Source organism: Streptomyces cavernicola (assembly GCF_029968035.1).
Lineage (GTDB): Bacteria > Actinomycetota > Actinomycetes > Streptomycetales > Streptomycetaceae > Streptomyces > Streptomyces cavernicola.
In genome coordinates this window covers 131,241-147,751 of sequence record NZ_JASCIQ010000001.1, presented here as the reverse complement: position 1 = coordinate 147,751, position 16,511 = coordinate 131,241, and the positions used below count along the sequence as shown (strand labels likewise).

Annotated in this window: 14 protein-coding genes and 1 pseudogene; 12 read left to right on the top strand and 3 right to left on the bottom strand. The window is 69.4% G+C overall.

Going from position 1 to position 16,511, the window contains the following annotated elements; translation table 11 throughout:
• Positions 1–150 precede the first annotated feature (150 nt).
• The 4 genes from ngcE to QIS96_RS00655 all read left to right on the top strand — a co-directional run bounded on the left by ngcE (position 151) and on the right by QIS96_RS00655 (position 4,388).
• Complete coding sequence (ngcE, locus tag QIS96_RS00670) at positions 151–1,599, top strand: N-acetylglucosamine/diacetylchitobiose ABC transporter substrate-binding protein (protein WP_282540309.1); 1,449 nt, start codon at positions 151–153, stop codon at positions 1,597–1,599.
• Between the two features lie 109 nt (positions 1,600–1,708).
• The gene (locus QIS96_RS00665; protein ID WP_282540308.1) at positions 1,709–2,638 is read left to right on the top strand and encodes a carbohydrate ABC transporter permease; all 930 of its coding nucleotides are present in this window, start codon (positions 1,709–1,711) and stop codon (positions 2,636–2,638) included.
• Entirely contained in the window at positions 2,638–3,558 is a 921-nt protein-coding gene (locus QIS96_RS00660; RefSeq protein WP_282540307.1) for a carbohydrate ABC transporter permease, read from the top strand. The genes QIS96_RS00665 and QIS96_RS00660 overlap by 1 nt, the downstream gene beginning before the upstream one ends.
• Before the next feature lie 11 nt (positions 3,559–3,569).
• Positions 3,570–4,388: an alpha/beta fold hydrolase gene (locus QIS96_RS00655; RefSeq protein ID WP_282540306.1), complete on the top strand. Its 819-nt coding sequence runs from the start codon at positions 3,570–3,572 to the stop codon at positions 4,386–4,388.
• Between the two features lie 103 nt (positions 4,389–4,491).
• Here the strand turns inward: QIS96_RS00655 and QIS96_RS00650 are convergent, their stop codons facing one another.
• Positions 4,492–4,785, bottom strand: coding sequence for a DUF3303 family protein (locus tag QIS96_RS00650; RefSeq protein WP_282540305.1), 294 nt, complete (start codon positions 4,783–4,785; stop codon positions 4,492–4,494).
• 339 nt (positions 4,786–5,124) lie between these two features.
• Between QIS96_RS00650 and QIS96_RS00645 the strand changes: the two are divergent.
• A pseudogene (locus QIS96_RS00645) lies at positions 5,125–5,311 on the top strand (MMPL family transporter); the annotation flags it as partial.
• Positions 5,312–5,422: 111 nt separating this feature from the next.
• Here the strand turns inward: QIS96_RS00645 and QIS96_RS00640 are convergent.
• A complete protein-coding gene (locus QIS96_RS00640; RefSeq protein ID WP_282540304.1) occupies positions 5,423–5,554 on the bottom strand; it encodes a hypothetical protein in 132 nt (43 codons plus the stop codon).
• 237 nt (positions 5,555–5,791) lie between these two features.
• On the opposite strand from QIS96_RS00640, the gene QIS96_RS00635 reads away from it, so the two are divergent.
• The 7 genes from QIS96_RS00635 (at position 5,792) to QIS96_RS00605 (ending at position 16,119) form a co-directional block, all read left to right on the top strand.
• Positions 5,792–6,991, top strand: a complete 1,200-nt coding sequence (locus QIS96_RS00635) for an ROK family transcriptional regulator (protein ID WP_282540303.1) — start codon at positions 5,792–5,794, stop codon at positions 6,989–6,991.
• Positions 6,992–7,112: 121 nt separating this feature from the next.
• Positions 7,113–8,204: a substrate-binding domain-containing protein gene (locus QIS96_RS00630; RefSeq protein ID WP_282540302.1), complete on the top strand. Its 1,092-nt coding sequence runs from the start codon at positions 7,113–7,115 to the stop codon at positions 8,202–8,204.
• A gap of 176 nt (positions 8,205–8,380) precedes the next feature.
• A complete protein-coding gene (locus tag QIS96_RS00625; RefSeq protein ID WP_282540301.1) occupies positions 8,381–9,220 on the top strand; it encodes an ATP-binding cassette domain-containing protein in 840 nt (279 codons plus the stop codon).
• A complete protein-coding gene (locus QIS96_RS00620) occupies positions 9,217–10,542 on the top strand; it encodes a sugar ABC transporter permease (protein WP_282540300.1) in 1,326 nt (441 codons plus the stop codon). The genes QIS96_RS00625 and QIS96_RS00620 overlap by 4 nt, the downstream gene beginning before the upstream one ends.
• 259 nt (positions 10,543–10,801) lie before the next feature.
• Complete coding sequence (gene dxs, locus QIS96_RS00615) at positions 10,802–12,733, top strand: 1-deoxy-D-xylulose-5-phosphate synthase (protein ID WP_282540299.1); 1,932 nt, start codon at positions 10,802–10,804, stop codon at positions 12,731–12,733.
• A 192-nt stretch (positions 12,734–12,925) separates the two neighbouring features.
• On the top strand, positions 12,926–14,446 hold the full coding sequence (locus QIS96_RS00610) for an amino acid permease (RefSeq protein ID WP_282540298.1): 1,521 nt from the start codon (positions 12,926–12,928) through the stop codon (positions 14,444–14,446).
• A 176-nt stretch (positions 14,447–14,622) separates the two neighbouring features.
• Positions 14,623–16,119, top strand: coding sequence for an ArnT family glycosyltransferase (locus tag QIS96_RS00605; protein ID WP_282540297.1), 1,497 nt, complete (start codon positions 14,623–14,625; stop codon positions 16,117–16,119).
• Here the strand turns inward: QIS96_RS00605 and QIS96_RS00600 are convergent.
• Positions 16,101–16,478, bottom strand: coding sequence for a PIN domain-containing protein (locus QIS96_RS00600; protein WP_282540296.1), 378 nt, complete (start codon positions 16,476–16,478; stop codon positions 16,101–16,103). The genes QIS96_RS00605 and QIS96_RS00600 overlap by 19 nt on opposite strands.
• Between the last annotated feature and the right edge of the window lie 33 nt (positions 16,479–16,511).

Sequence of the window (16,511 nt, the reverse complement as noted above, 5' to 3'; positions counted from 1 at the left end):
AAGAAGAAAAGCCCGACGACAGCCCGAGCACAGCCGGCAGAACAGCCCGAAGAGAGATCGCACGATCGCACGACCCCAGCTTCACCACACCGCGGTGCCGGGGAGGGTCCGGTTCACCGCCTGAGTCCTGGAGAAGGCGAGGACTTGAGCATGGGATCCACTTCAGCACGCAATGGCAATGACGGTGTCGGACGCCGTGACCTCATCAAGCGGTCGGCCGCGCTCGGCCTGATATCCGTGCCGGCGATGAGTTTTCTCTCGGCCTGCGCGAGCGGCGGCGGGGGCGCCGACGACAAGGTCGACAAGGGCAAGAAGTCCAAGGACAACCCCCTTGCCGTCAACGGCGGCGCGCCCCTCGACTTCGTCCTCTTCGACGGCGGCTTCGGCACCCAGTACGCCAAGGACGCGATCAAGGTCTACGAGGGCAAGTTCCCCAAGGCCAAGGTCAAGTTCACGCCCACGCAGAAGATCCAGTCCTCGCTCCAGCCGAGATTCAACGGCGGCAACCCGCCGGACCTCATCGACAACTCCGGCGCCGAGCAGATGGACATGGGCGTCCTCGTCGGCAAGGACCAACTCGCCGACCTGACGCCGCTGATGGACGCCCCGTCCGTCGACGACCCGGACAAGAAGGTCCGCGACACCCTGCGCCCCGGCGTCCTGGAGATGGGCCAGTTCGACGGCGAGAAGGTCTGGATCATGTACTACGCGTACACGGTCTACGGCGTCTGGTACTCGCAGAAGGCCCTCGACTCGCTCGACGCCGAGTACCCGGAGACCTGGGACGACATGCTCAAGGTCTGCGCGAAGGCGAAGAAGAAGGGCATCGCGCCCTGGACGTACGCGGGCAAGCACCCGTACTACATCCCGTTCTCGCTGTACCCGATGATCGCCAAGGTCGGCGGCCGCGAGGTGCTCGACGCGATCGACAACCTGGAGCCCAACGCCTGGAAGCACCCGGCGGTCAAGGCCTGCTTCGAGGCGTACTACGAGCTCTACAAGAAGGGCTACATCCTCAAGGGCACGCCGGGCCTCGACCACATCCAGTCGCAGACCGCGTGGACCGAGGGCAAGGCCCTGTTCCTGCCCAACGGTTCATGGGTGGAGAACGAGGCGGCGAAGACCATGCCGGACGACTTCGACCTGGCCGTGTCCGCGCCGTCCGGGCTCGACTCCTCGGACAAGCTGCCGTTCGGCACTATGTGGGCCTCGGGCGGCGAGCCGTTCATCGTGCCCTCGAAGGCCAAGAACCCGGACGGGGCGATGGAGCAGCTGCGCATCATGCTCAGCGAGGACTCCTCGAAGAACTTCACCAAGTCCGTGAAGTCCCTGACCGCGTTCGACGGCGGCACCGACGGCATCGAGCTGACCCCGGGCCTCAAGTCGGCCGTCGCCGCCCTGGAGAAGGCCGGCGAGAACATCGTCAACCCCCGCCTTCAGGACTGGTACGTCGCGCTCCAGAAGGAGAAGATCGGCGTCGGCGGTCTCGGCGAGATGATGGCGGGCCGCCTCACGCCGGCCGAGGCCATCAAGAAGATCCAGGGCTACGCCGACGAGGCGGCCAAGGACGACTCGATCAAGCACTACAAGCACCAGTGAGCGACGCCGGGGCCCCGGACGATCCGGGGCCCCGGCTCTATGCGCACGCCGCCGGCCGAACGCCCGGTGACGGTGGCTGCACCCGCGGGGAAGATCGGGGTCGGTAGGAATGCAACACGGTAAGTACCGTTTCATCGCGGGGTTCTTGGCGGCCCCGCTCGCGCTGTACGCGCTCTTCGTGATCTGGCCGTTCGTCCAGTCCATCTTCTATTCGTTCACGGACTGGAGCGGACTGAGCCCGGAGTTCCAGCTGGTGGGCTTCGACAACTTCACGAAGATGTTCTCGGACTCCGTCTTCTGGAAGTCCCTCCAACACAGCCTGCTTTTCGTCCTGTTGCTGCCTCTCGGCACTCTCTCGCTCGCGCTTTTCTTCGCGTTCATGCTGAACGTGGGCGGGCGTCGGCGTAAGAACGCGGCTGTCTCGGGAGTGCGGGGCTCGGCCTTCTACAAGGTCGTGTACTTCTTCCCGCAGGTGCTCTCCATCGCCATCGTCGCGCTGCTCTTCCAGTTCGCGTACAACCCCAACAGCGGTGCGCTCAACTCCGGTCTGCAGGCCGTCGGGCTCGGCGGATTCCAGCCGGACTGGCTGGGCGATCCGGACCTCGCGCTGTGGTGCGTGTTCGCGGTGCTCGTCTGGTGCACGGTCGGATTCTTCGTCGTCCTCTTCTCCGCGGGCATGGCCTCCATACCCAAGGACTATTACGAGGCGGCGCTTCTGGACGGCGCCAACCGCATCACCACGTTCTTCAAGATCACCCTGCCGCTGCTCTGGGACACCGTGCAGTCCGGCTGGGCCTATATGGGAATTCTGGCGCTCGGCGCGGAATCCTTCGCGGTGGTGCAGATCATGACCGTCGGCCCGAACGGCGGCGGTCCCGACTATTCGACGACCGTCCTTCCGCTGTACGTCTACCAGAAGGCGTTCCGGGACGGTCAGGCCGCCTATGCGACGACGATCGGTGTCGCGCTGCTCGTCGTGACGCTGCTTTTCGTGGCGATCGTGATGCGCATGGGCCGGCGCGAGCGGCTGGAGTACTGATGAAGACGACCGACACGCCTCCCGCCGACGCAGCCGAGCAGCGTTCTGTCGTCGCCAAAGTGCAGGCCCCGCCCGAGCGTTCCGCGCATTCCTCCGAGGGGAAGACGCTGAACGTCTTCTCGCACGGAATGCTGATCCTCTGGGCGTTCATGGTGGTGCTGCCGCTGCTCTGGGCGGTCATGACGTCCTTCAAGGACGACAAGTCCATCTTCTCGTCGCCGTGGTCCCTGCCGGACACGCTGCATTTCGAGAACTGGGCGCGCGCCTGGACCGAGGCGCACATGAGCGACTACTTCCTCAACACCCTGATCGTGGTGGGCTGTTCACTCGTCGGCACGATGCTGCTCGGCTCGATGGCGGCGTACGTCCTGGCCCGTTTCGAATTCGTCGGGAACCGCTTCATCTACTTCCTCTTCGTCGGCGGAATGAGCTTCCCGATCATTCTGGCGCTCGTGCCGCTGTTCTACGTCATGCAGAACATGGCGCTCCTGAACACCCTGCCGGGTCTGATCCTCACGTACATCGCGTACTCGCTCCCGTTCACCGTGTTCTTCATGACGTCGTTCTTCCGTACGCTGCCGACCTCGGTGGCGGAGGCGGCGTTCGTCGACGGGGCCTCGCACACGCGGACGTTCTTCCAGATCATGCTGCCGATGGCCAAGCCCGGCCTGATCAGCATCACGATCTTCAACTTCCTGGGGCAGTGGAACCAGTACATGCTGCCGACGGTGCTCAACAGCGAGCCGCAGAACAAGGTCCTCACCCAGGGCCTCGTCCAACTCGCCGTCAGCCAGGGCTACAAGGGCGACTGGTCGGGACTCTTCGCGGGCCTGGTCATGGCGATGCTGCCGGTGCTCGCCGCGTACATCGTCTTCCAGCGCCAGGTGGTGGCGGGGCTCACGGCGGGGGCGCTCAAGTAGTGCCCGAAGCAGTGTCTGAAGGAGTGCCTGACGGGGCGGCCGCCGCCCGGCCCGTGGTCGCCCGGCACGGCGTCCGACTCCGCTGCCGGGACTGGGGCGGCACGGGACACGACGCCGTACTGCTGCACGGACTCGCGGGCCACACGGGCGAATGGGACGCCCTGGCAAGGGAGTTGAGCCCGCACCTCCGCCTGATCGCATACGACCAACGGGGCCACGGCACCTCCGACCGTCACCCGGCGGACGTGTCACGGGCGGCCCACGTCGCCGATGTCGTCGCCGTCGCCGAGCAGTTGGGCCTCGACCGCCCGGTCCTGATCGGCCACTCCCTCGGCGGCCACACCGCGATGCTGACGGCCGCCGCCCACCCCGAGCTCGTACGGGCCCTCGTGCTCGTCGAGTCGGGGCCGGGCGGAAACCCCCAGGCCCCCGCGGAGATCGGGGCCTGGCTGGACTCCTGGCCCGTGCCGTTCGCCTCGCGGGCGGCCGCCGTCGACTTCTTCGGCGGCGGGCCCGTGGGGGAGGCCTGGGCGGCGGGACTTGAAGTGCGGGGCGGTGGGTTGTGGCCCCGCTTCGAGCGGGTCGTACTGGTCGGGTCCCTTGCGGAGAGCGCTCGTGCGTACGGGGAGGAGTGGCGCGGGGTCGGCTGCCCCACGCTCGCGGTCCTCGCCCGGACCGGCCTCCTCCCGGCGCGGGCCGTGGACGCGATGCTGCGGGCCCGGCCCGCCACGCGCGCGGTGAGCGTGCCCGGCACGGGCCATGACCTGCACCTGGAGCGGCCGAAGGTGCTGGGGCAGCTGATCCGCGGGTTTCTGGACGAGCTGAACTGAAGCGGCCGCCCCGCATGCCCTTCGTTCACGCCTTGGACGATGCCGCGCGTCATAGGGAACAGCGGGGGCATCCGGAGACGGCCGCTCGGGGGTGCCGGTGAGCTCACCTCTGCAGGGCGGAGAGCCCCTTCTGCAGGTCCTCGGCGTTCATGATCGGGTGCAGTTCGATCTCCGCGCCGAGCTCGGAGAAGAACGGCTCGGCGATGGTGGGCATCTGCGAGCTGTCCTGCATGTCGAAGACGAAGGTGCAGGCGCGCCCGCCGTCACTGGGGCCGAAGTACGCCGCCTCGGGCTTCAGGGTCTCCGTCACCTGCTGAATGAGCTTCGGCAGGGTGCCGTTCTTGATCGCCTCGTTCGAGGCCTGCGTGTCCAGTCGTGCTCTCAGCATCATCCTCATCGCGCACGCTCCTCTCCTCGGACGGACCGGCGCGGTGCTGCGCGCGACCGCTGGATCCGGGCCGCGTCTACTCAAACTCTACGCGCCTGCAGAAAAGCCTCAACTGGGCAGAATCCGTACGGGAATTGCGCGACGTTCCGCATATCCCCGCTCGACCCACCGTGTCCCCCGAAAGTCCCGCGCGCACCCCCGTCCGCTGCCCCGCGCGCACCCCCGCGCGTACCCCCGTCCGCCGCCCCGCGTGCCGTCACCCGTCCCGCGCCGCGGACGTGCCGCACCCCGCAGGTCCTCGACCGGACGTACGGCGGCGCCTACTCGGACGACTTCGCCCTGCCCAGCATCGACTACGCGCTGTTCCTCATCGCCCGGCACCGGCAGAACCTGATGGACGGGCGCGACCCCGTCACCGGGGCCGGTCTCGCGGCGGCCACCAGCGGCCGGGCCGTCCTGGTCTACGACTGCACGGTGACCATCGCGCTCTCCGGGCTGGGTGTCCGGCATCGGCTTCATCGGCAAGCTGGGCCTCGTCATCGACCAGACGAAGATGGCCCAGGCGGACTTCCTCGACATCGTCTCCAGCCGACTGCCGATTGCCGACTGCCGCTGATCATCCCGTCGTCTTCGGGCTCTCCATGGACTACGTGATCTTCCTGCTCTCCCGCGTCCACGAGGCGTGGCTGCGCACCGGCGCCCCGAAGGCGGCCGCCATGACCCTGCCCGGCCGGGCCGCCTGGTGGACGCCGCGCTTCCTCGGCGGCTGCTGCCGCACGTGGACACCGAGGGCGCGGCCGTCACGTCAACCGCCGGGCAGGGGCCGGGAGTTGACGAGAACCGTTGGCGGGAACCTCCGGTCGAGCGCCCTCCGCCGCCCCCGCCGGGGAAGGTGCCGACTGAACGTACTTCCTTCAAGGGCTTGACGGACATTGTCCGCGGAGGCTGAGCTTAGGGTTTACAAGTTTTACTAAGCCGGCGCCTCAGAGAAGCGGCTTCGGCAAGGGAGGTCGTCGTGGAGACTCCGGGGTCGCAGTCGTCGCTGCACCGGGCCAATCTCGAACGGGTCGTGCGGGCCGTGCGGATGGCGGGATCGCTCACTCAGGCGGAGATCGCCAGGACGACGGGCCTGTCGGCGGCCACGGTCTCCAACATCGTCCGGGAGCTGAAGGACAGCGGCACCGTCGAGGTCACGCCGACCTCCGCGGGCGGCCGCCGGGCCCGCAGCGTCTCGCTCAGCGGGGACGCGGGCCTGGTCGTGGGCGTCGACTTCGGGCACACGCACCTCCGCGTCGCCATCGGAAACCTGGCCCACCAGGTGCTCGCCGAGGAGGCTGAGCCGCTGGACGTCGACGCCTCCGCCGCGCAGGGCTTCGACCGGGCCGAGGAGCTGGTCGACCGGCTGATCGAGGCGAGCGGCGTGGACCGTTCCAAGGTCGCGGGCGTCGGCCTCGGCGTCCCGGGCCCGATCGACGTGGAGACCGGCACGCTCGGCTCGACCGCCATCCTGCCGGGCTGGCAGGGCGCCAACCCGGGCCAGGAGCTCACCGGCCGCCTCGGCGTCCCGGTCTACGTCGACAACGACGCCAACCTCGGCGCGCTCGGCGAGCTGGTCTGGGGCAGCGGCCGGGGCGTGAAGGACCTCGCGTACATCAAGGTGGCCAGCGGCGTCGGCGCCGGGCTCGTGATCAACGGGCAGATCTACCGCGGTCCGGGCGGCACCGCGGGCGAGATCGGGCACATCACGCTCGACGAGTCGGGCCCGGTCTGCCGCTGCGGCAACCGCGGCTGCCTGGAGACGTTCACGGCCGCGCGGTACGTCCTGCCGCTCCTGGAGTCCAGCCACGGCACGGGGTTGACGATCGAGAAGGTCGTCGCCCTCGCCCGCGACGGCGACCCCGGCTGCCGGCGCGTGATCGCGGACGTGGGCCGGCACATCGGCAGCGGCGTCGCCAACCTGTGCAATCTGCTCAACCCCTCGCGCGTGGTGCTCGGCGGGGATCTCGCCGAGTCGGGCGAGCTGGTGCTCGGGCCGATCCGGGAGTCGGTCGGGCGGTACGCGATCCCGAGTGCGGCGCGCAAGCTCTCCGTACTGCCGGGGGCGCTCGGCGGACGGGCCGAGGTGCTCGGGGCGCTCGCGCTCGCGCTGAGCGAGATGGGCGACTCGACGCTGCTCGACGGCCTGGCGTCGGCGCCCACACCCGCCTTCACTTAGATAACGGATGGCACCGTTGTCATCTCGTTAAGGATTTACTCCTTGACGCTGCTCTCGCGGCCGAGTTGACTTCCAGCCACCTCGGCCGCAACGACGCGGCCTCGTCAGGGAGGCACCCCACATGAACGCAATGACGCGCCGCGTCGTCATAGGCACCGCGACGGTTTCCATGGCGGTTGCGCTGACCGCTTGCGGCAAGGCCGGCGGTGGCGAGGAGGGCGGCGGCGACAGCAAGACCATCGGCCTGCTGCTCCCCGAGAACAAGACCACGCGTTACGAGACCTTCGACCGTCCCATCATCGAGGGCAAGATCAAGGAGCTGTGCTCCGGCTGCGAGGTCAAGTACAACAACGCGGCCCAGGACACCGAGACCCAGAAGAAGCAGTTCGAGGCGCTGCTCACCGAGGGCGTCAAGGTGATCATCCTGGACTCCGTCGACTACAAGGCCACCAAGTCCTGGGTGAAGAAGGCCAAGGACCAGGGCGTGAAGGTCGTCGCGTACGACCGCCTCGCCGAGGGCCCGCTCGACGCCTATGTCTCGTACGACAACGAGAAGATCGGCCGCCTGCAGGGCGAGGGCCTGGTCAAGGCGCTCGGCGAGGACGCCGCGAAGGCGAACGTTGTCATGATCAACGGCTCGCCGACCGACCCGAACGCCCCGCTGTTCAAGAAGGGCGCCCACAGCGTTCTGGACAAGCAGGTCGGCAAGGTCGTCTACGAGCAGGACATCCCGGACTGGTCGCCCGACGAGGCCAACAAGAAGATGGCCGCCGCGATCGACTCCCTCGGCAAGGACGGCTTCGACGGGGTCTACTCCGCCAACGACGGCATGGCCGGCGGCATCATCACCGCCCTCGACAAGCGCGGCGTGAAGGTTCCCGTCGGCGGCCAGGACGCCGAACTCGCCGGTCTGCAGCGGATCTTGAGCGACAAGCAGTCGTTCACCATCTACAAGCAGATCAAGCCGGAGGCCGAGACCACCGCCGAGATCGCCGTCCGCCTGCTGCAGGGCAAGGACATCAAGGACCTGACGCCGACGAAGGTCGACTCGATCAGCGGCGAGTTCAAGGGCACCCCGGCGAAGCTGTACGACGCCCAGATCGTGACCAAGGCCGACATCGCCGGCACGATCCTCAAGGACAAGGTCTACAAGGCGAGCGAGATCTGCACGGCGGAGTTCAAGAAGGCGTGCGCTTCCGCGGGGATCAAGTAGGGCTTGTACGGCACCCGTTGCTCGTACCGTCGGCTCGGGTGCCGTCTGATCGCCCTCCGGGCTCGTCCTCAAACGCCGGACGGGCTTGATTTCGCCCCATCTGGGCTTCTAGGCGCGCCAGTTCGCGCACCCCCCTCGCAATCTCGCAAGTCCCGCCCCATCAGGCGGCGAAGGAGATGATTCACGTGTCCGCTACGCCCGTGCTGGCGTTGCGCGGAGTCTCCAAGCGGTTCGGTGCCGTACAGGCACTCACGAACGTCGACCTGGAGATCCATGCCGGTGAGGTGGTCGCCCTCGTCGGCGACAACGGCGCCGGCAAGTCGACCCTCGTCAAGACCATTTCGGGGGTCCACCCCATCGACGACGGCGCCATCGTCTGGCAGGGGCGGCCCGTCCGCGTCCACCGGCCGCAGGACGCCCAGAACCTCGGCGTCGCGACCGTCTACCAGGACCTGGCGCTCTGCGACAACCTCGACGTCGTCGCCAACCTCTTCCTCGGCAGCGAGCTGAAGCACGGCCCGGTCCTGGACGAGATCGCCATGGAGAAGCGGGCCAAGGAGCTCCTCGACACGCTCTCCATCCGCATCCCCAGCGTCCGCATCCCGGTCGCCGCGCTCTCCGGCGGCCAGCGGCAGGTTGTCGCGATCGCCCGCGCCCTCGTCGGCGACCCCAAGGTCGTCATCCTCGACGAACCGACCGCGGCCCTCGGCGTCGAGCAGACCGCGCAGGTCCTCGACCTGGTGGAGCGGCTGCGCGAGCGCGGCCACGCGGTGATCCTCATCAGCCACAACATGGCCGACGTGCAGGCCGTCGCGGACCGCGTCGCGGTGCTCCGCCTCGGCCGCAACAACGGCGTCTTCGACGTCGCCGACACCTCCCACGAGGAGATCATCGCCGCCATCACCGGCGCCACGGACAACGCCGTGACCCGCCGCAAGGCACGTACGAGCAACGGCGGCGACCAGACCGAAGTCGGCGGCACGGACAGCAAGTTCACGAAGGAGGACGCGAAGTGAGCGACCTCACCAAGAAGCCCGCCGCGGAGCCCGAGCAGCGGTCCGCCCCCGTCAGCAAGGAGCCGTTCGCCACCGAGGCGAGCGCCGCGCCCGTACCGGCCGTCGACCCGCGCCTCCTCGTGCGTGAGCAGGGGCTCAAGGGCTACTGGACGGAGTTCTCGCGGAAGATCCGCGGCGGCGAGCTCGGCTCGCTGCCCGTCATCATCGGCCTGATCGTCATCGCGATCGTCTTCCAGGCGCAGAACGACAAGTTCCTCTCCGCGAGCAGCCTCACCAACATCGCGGTTTTCACGTCCGGCCTCGGCATCATGGCCGTCGGCATCGTCTTCGTGCTGCTGCTCGGCGAGATCGACCTGTCGGTCGGCTCGGTCGCGGGCATGGGCGCCGCGGTGTGGGCGGTCCTGAACGTCAGCAACGGCTGGGGCGACTGGGCCTCGGTCCTCGTGGCGGTCCTGTCCGGCCTGGTCATCGGCGCGCTGCACGGCCTCTTCTTCGCCAAGGTCGGCGTACCGGCGTTCGTCGTCACCCTCGCCGGCTTCCTCGGCTGGAGCGGCCTGCAGATCTGGCTGATGGGCAAGGAGGGCAGCATCAACACGCCCACCGGCGGCATCGTCGAGAACCTCACCGGCTACTACTTCGAGGACAAGGCCGCCGCGTACGCCCTGGCGCTCGTGGCGATCGTCGCGTACGCCGGCTCGCTGCTCCTGGACACCAGGCGCCGCAGGGCGGCGGGGCTGCCGGCCCGCCCGGTCAGCGAGATCGTGCTGCGCACCGCCGTCGTCGCGGCCATGGTGCTCGTCGCCGCGTACGTCCTGAACGAGCTGCCCGGCTCCCGCGGCCTGCCGCTCGCCCTGGTGCTGTTCCTCGCCGTCCTGGTGATCGCGGACTTCGTGGCGCGGCGCACCACGTTCGGGCGACAGGTCTTCGCCGTCGGCGGCAGCGCGGAGGCCGCGCGCCGGGCCGGTATCGACGTGGACCGGATCCGCATCACGGTCTTCGCGATCTCCGGCATGCTCGCCGCGTTCGGCGGCCTCTTCATCGCCTCGCTCTCCGGCGGCGCGACGAAGAACCTGGGCTCCGGCAACACCCTGATGCTGGTCATCGCGGCGGCGGTCATCGGCGGTACGAGCCTCTTCGGCGGCCGCGGCAAGGTGTGGTCCGCGCTGCTCGGCATGCTCGTGCTGCAGGCGATCCAGCAGGGCCTGAACCTGCTCGGCATGGCCAGCGAGATCCAGTTCATGATCACCGGCGCGGTGCTCCTCGCGGCGGTCGTGATCGACTCGGTCTCCCGCCGTACGCAGAAGACGGCGGGCCGGGCCTGAATCAGCCCTCCGGCGTTTGAGGAGCTGGGGTCCGGGGGCAGAGCCCTCGAAGCTCCGCAGGATTACGTGCCCGGCACCGATCCCCCAGGTGCCGGGCACACCCTTGTCCGCATACCGTCAGATTCCGCCCATAAGGCCCGACAGGGCACCCCACCCGACCACGGCCACCGAGTGCGGAACATTAGACTCGACAGACCCGCACAGCCTGAACAGCTCGACTCGAACAGCTCGACCGAACCACAGAACCTAGGAGGCACGGGTGGGCCTGCTGACCCGTATCAAGGGGCCGCGCGATCTGGACCGGCTCAGCCACGAGCAGCTGGACGAGCTCGCGGCCGAGATCCGCGGCTTCCTCGTCGACGCGGTCTCCAAGACCGGCGGCCACCTGGGACCGAACCTCGGCGTGGTCGAGCTCACCATCGCCATGCACCGTGTGTTCGACTCCCCGAAGGACAAGGTCCTCTTCGACACCGGCCACCAGAGCTATGTGCACAAGCTGCTCACCGGCCGTCAGGACTTCTCGAAGCTCAAGATGAAGGGCGGCCTCTCCGGCTACCCCTCGCAGGCGGAGTCCGAGCACGACGTGATCGAGAACTCGCACGCCTCGACGGTCCTCGGCTGGGCCGACGGCCTCGCCAAGGCCAACGAGCTGCGGAAGAAGGACGACCACGTGGTGGCCGTCATCGGCGACGGCGCCCTCACCGGCGGCATGGCCTGGGAGGCGCTCAACAACATCGCCGCCGCGAAGGACCGCCCGCTCGTCATCGTCGTCAACGACAACGAGCGTTCGTACGCCCCCACGATCGGCGGCCTCGCCAACCACCTTGCGACCCTGCGCACCACCGACGGGTACGAGCGGTTCCTGGCCCGTGGGAAGGACATCCTGGAGCGCACCCCGGTCGTCGGGAAGCCGCTCTACGAGACTCTGCACGGCGCGAAGAAGGGCCTGAAGGACTTCATCGCCCCGCAGGGCATGTTCGAGGACCTCGGCCTGAAGTACGTCGGCCCGATCGACGGCCACGACATCGAGGCCCTGGAGTCCGCGCTGCAGCGCGCCAAGCGCTTCGGCGGCCCCGTCATCGTGCACTGCCTCACCCAGAAGGGCCGCGGCTACAAGCCCGCCCTGGACGACGAGGCGGACCGCTTCCACGCCGTCGGCAAGATCCACCCCGACACGGGCCTGCCGATCTCCTCCTCCGGCCTCGACTGGACGTCCGTCTTCGGCGAGGAGATGGTCAAGCTCGGCCACGAGCGCGAGGACATCGTCGCGATCACCGCGGCCATGCTGCAGCCGGTCGGCCTGGACAAGTTCTCCAAGGCCTTCCCCGAGCGGGTCTACGACGTCGGCATCGCCGAGCAGCACGGCGCGGTCTCCGCCGCCGGCCTCGCCACCGGCGGCCTGCACCCGGTCTTCGCCGTGTACGCGACGTTCCTGAACCGCGCCTTCGACCAGCTCCTGATGGACGTGGCCCTGCACAAGTGCGGCGTCACCTTCGTCCTGGACCGGGCCGGCGTCACCGGCACCGACGGCGCCTCGCACAACGGCATGTGGGACATGTCGATCCTGCAGTGCGTGCCCGACCTGCGCATCGCCGCCCCGCGCGACGCCGACCAGGTCCGCATGCAGCTGCGCGAGGCCGTCGACGTCGAGGACGCCCCGACCGTGGTCCGCTTCTCCAAGGGCGCCGTCGGCCCCGCGGTGAATGCGGTCGGCAAGGTCGGCGGCATGGACGTGCTGCGCAAGCCCGGCGCCGACAAGCCGGACGTCCTGCTCGTCTCCGTGGGTGCCCTCGCCCCGATGTGCCTGGAGATCGCCGACCTGCTCGACAAGCAGGGCATCAGCACCACCGTCGTCGACCCGCGCTGGGTCAAGCCCGTCGACGAGGCGCTCGCCCCGCTCGCCGAGCAGCACCGCGTCGTCGTCACCGTCGAGGACAACTCCCGCGCGGGCGGCGTCGGTTCGGCCGTCGCGCAGGCCCTGCGGGACGCCGGTGTGGACGTACCGCTGCGCGACTTCGGCATCCCGCCGCGCTTCCTCGACCACGCATCCCGCAAGGAGGTCATGGCGGAGATCGGGCTTACGGCCCCGGACATCGCCCGCCAGGTCACCGGCCTCGTAGCCAAGCTCGACGGGCGGTACGAGAACCCGGCGGCCGACCAGAGCGCCACGGTCGAACCCGCGCGCGACTGACCCGTACGGGACACCGCGCAACCACGGAACAGCGGCGCCCGCAAGGCGTCATCAGGCCCGGCCGAGCCACTCCCTACGGGTGGCTCGGCCGGGCCTTTCGTGTGAAACTCCTTGCCAATCGGGCATACCGCCACACAGACACGCCGCGCAGGTTTCGATCATGGCGAGCATCGTCAGCAAGGGAGCACGCCCGTGAGCAGCAGCACACCACCGCCCTCCGGCGGACTGTTCCGCACCAAGACCGTCGAACAGTCGATCCAGGACACCGAAGAGCCGGAGCACGCGCTCAAGAAGTCGCTGTCCTGGTGGGACCTGACGGTCTTCGGCGTCGGCGTCATCATCGGCACGGGCATCTTCGTCCTCACCGGCAAGGTGGCGAAGGAGAACGCGGGCCCGGCGACCGCCCTCGCCTTCGTCGCCGCGGGCATCGTCTGCGCCCTGGCGGCCCTGTGCTACGCGGAGTTCGCGTCGACGGTGCCCGTCGCCGGTTCGGCGTACACCTTCGCGTACGCGTCCATCGGGGAGCTGCCGGCCTGGATCATCGGCTGGGACCTGGTCCTGGAGTTCGCGCTCGGCACGGCGGTGGTCGCGGTCGGCTGGTCCGGCTATGTGCGCTCGCTGATGGACAACGCCGGCTGGCACCTACCGGCGTCACTCGAAGGGCCGGACGTGCCAGGAGGCACCTTCGACATCCTGGCCTTCATCCTGGTCCTCGTCCTGACCGTGATTCTCGTCCTCGGCATGAAGCTGTCCGCCCGGATCACCGGACTGGTCGTCGCGATCAAGGTCACCGTGGTCATGATCGTCATCGTCGCCGGCCTGTTCTTCGTCGTCGGCGACAACTACAAGCCGTTCATCCCCGACCCGGTGACCCCGGAGGCCGGCGGCGGCTGGGAGACCGCCCCGCTGGTCCAGCTGATGTTCGGTTACGAGCCCACCAACTTCGGCGTGATGGGCATCTTCACCGCCGCGTCCATCGTCTTCTTCGCCTTCATCGGCTTCGACGTGGTGGCCACCGCGGCCGAGGAGACCAAGCTGCCGCAGCGCGACATGCCCCGCGGCATCCTCGGCTCGCTCCTCATCTGCACGGTCCTGTACGTAGCGGTGGCGCTGGTCGTCACCGGTATGCAGCACTACACGAGACTGTCCGTCAGCGCCCCGCTCGCCGACGCCTTCAAGGACGTCGGGCATCCCTTCTACGCGGGTGTGATCAGCTTCGGCGCCGCCGTCGGCCTCACGACGGTCTGTCTGATCCTGCTCCTAGGCCAGACCCGGGTGTTCTTCGCGATGAGCCGGGACGGTCTCCTGCCGCGGTTCTTCGCCATCACCCACCCGAAGTTCGGCACCCCGTACCGGCCGACCATCCTGCTCGGCGTGCTCATCGCGATCGTCGCGGGCTTCACCAGCATCAACGAGCTGGCCACGCTGGTGAACATCGGCACCCTGTTCGCCTTCGTGGTCGTCGCCTTCGGCGTGATGGTGCTCCGCCGCACCCGCCCCGACCTGCCGCGCTCCTTCCGCACCCCGTGGGTGCCCGTGCTGCCGATCCTCTCCATCGCCGCCTCGCTGTGGCTGATGCTCAACCTGCCGGGCGAGACCTGGGCCCGCTTCGGCGGGTGGATGCTCCTCGGCATCGTCGTGTACTTCGCGTACGGCCGAGGCCACAGCAGGCTGGGCAAGGCGCTCACGGGCGGAAAGGCTGCGCCCCGATAGGGGCGCGGGGCTGTGTACATCAGCGGCTCCGCCGCGGGGCGCGAAAGGGGTCCGAGGGCAGAGCCCCCGAAGCTGCTGCAAGCTTTCGGGAAAGGGCGGGGCGGGGAGAAAACCGCCCGTAGGGCGAACCGCACACCTCAACACCCCGCCCCCCAGCGCCGGATACCTTGGCCCCCATGCCGGCCAACCGCTCCGACCCGCCCCCCGCAACACCCACGCTGCCGCACCAGCGCGTCGAACCGGGGGCGCGCCCCGTCCGCACGCGGGCGGGGCGCTCCGCGTACTGGCCACGCCTCCTCACCGCCCTCGCACTGCTCGCGCTCCTCACCCGCATCCCCTCGTTCCGCGTCAAGCTGTGGAACCCGGACGAGGGCTATCTCGCCGTCCAGGCCCGCATGTTGGCCGACGGCGGCGCGCTCTACGAGACGGTCGTCGACCGCAAACCGCCCCTGCTGCCCTGGCTGTACGAGGCCTCCTTCGCGCTCTTCGGCGACGACTCGCTACTGCCCCTCAAGGTCCTCGCCGTCCTCGCCCACCTCGCCACGGCCGTGCTCCTCGCCTCCCTCGCCCGGCGCCGCTGGGGCGACGCCGCGGGCCGCACGGCCGGTGTCCTGTACCTGTTCCTCTCGGTCGGGCTCAACCCCGAGGACACCCAGGCCGCCACGTTCGAGGTCTTCATGCTCCCGGCGACCGCGGCCGCCGTGTGGCTCGCCGACCGCCGCCGCTGGGTCTGGTGCGGCGCGGCCGTCGCGGCGGCCTTCCTCACCAAGCAGACCGGCGGCGCCGTGCTCCTGCCCGTGCTCTGGCTGTTGTGGGTCTCCGGCGCGCGGCGGGCCGACGTGCTGCGGCTCGCGGCGGGCGCCGTGCTGCCCGTGCTCGCGGCCGCCCTCGCCACCGACCCGCGGGGCTTCCTGTTCTGGACGGTCACCGGATCGGGCGCGTACGCCTCCTTCACCGGCTCCGAACTGCACGTATTGTCACGGGCGTTGAGCAATGCCGCGCTGCTCGCCGTCGCCTGCGCGGGACTGCTGCCGGCGCTCGTGCGGGGGCTGCGGATCTCCCGCGCAGGCGTGGCGGACCTTTGGGTGTGGCTCGGCGCGTCCGCGGTCGCCGTCTGCGTCGGCTTCCACTTCTTCGGCCACTACTACCTGCAACTCGTGCCCGCGCTCGCCCTGTTGGGCACCGCCGCCCTGCAGAGCCTGCCGCGCGACTGGACCTCGGCGACGCTCAGCACGTCCGCGCTCGCCTGCGCCCTGTTCCTCGCCTGGGGGCTGTTGGCGGCGCGCCCCGACCTCGCGCACGCGGAGCGGGTCGCCCAGGCCGTCTCCCGGGCCACCGACGCCGACGACCGCGTCCTCGTCTGGGGCATGCACCCCGAGACGTACTGGCTCGCCGACCGCACGCCCGCGTCCCGCTACCTCACCGCGGGCTTCCTCACCAACTACAGCGGAGGCCGCAACGGCCCGCAGGTGGGGGAGAAGTACGCGGTCGACGGGGCCTGGGACGTGTTCCGCGAGGAGATGGCCGCGAACCCGCCCGACCTGATCGTCGACGACTCCCGCGGCAAGCCGTACGCCCCCGACGCCCTGCCCACGCTCCGCGCGATGCTCGCCGCCGGGTACGAGCGTACGGCGGAGGTCGAGGACGCGGTGATCTACCGCCGCGTCGGGTAGACCGTCCGCGGCCCCACGCACACGGCACCCAACTCGCCGACCCTGCGCCGCAGTTCACGGTCGGCGGTGACAACGACGGTGACCTCGGCGGCGGATTCGGCGACCAGCTCCACGATCCGGTCGTCCCCGCTCGCGGGCGCGGAGTCGACCCGTACGCCCGGCACGGACTCCACGCCGCGCGCCGCGCCCTCCACGACGAGCACCACGTCGAGCGGGCCGGGGTGGCCGTCGATCCCCGCATCGGCGTACGGGACGAGCCCGTCCCGCAGCCGCTCCGCCGCACCCCGCCGATCCCGCCACCAGCCGTCCGGCACGGATCCCACGGTGTTGGCGGCGTCGACGACGAGCAGAGTGCGCATGGCTCGACCCTCTCACGCACCGCTGCCCCCGAC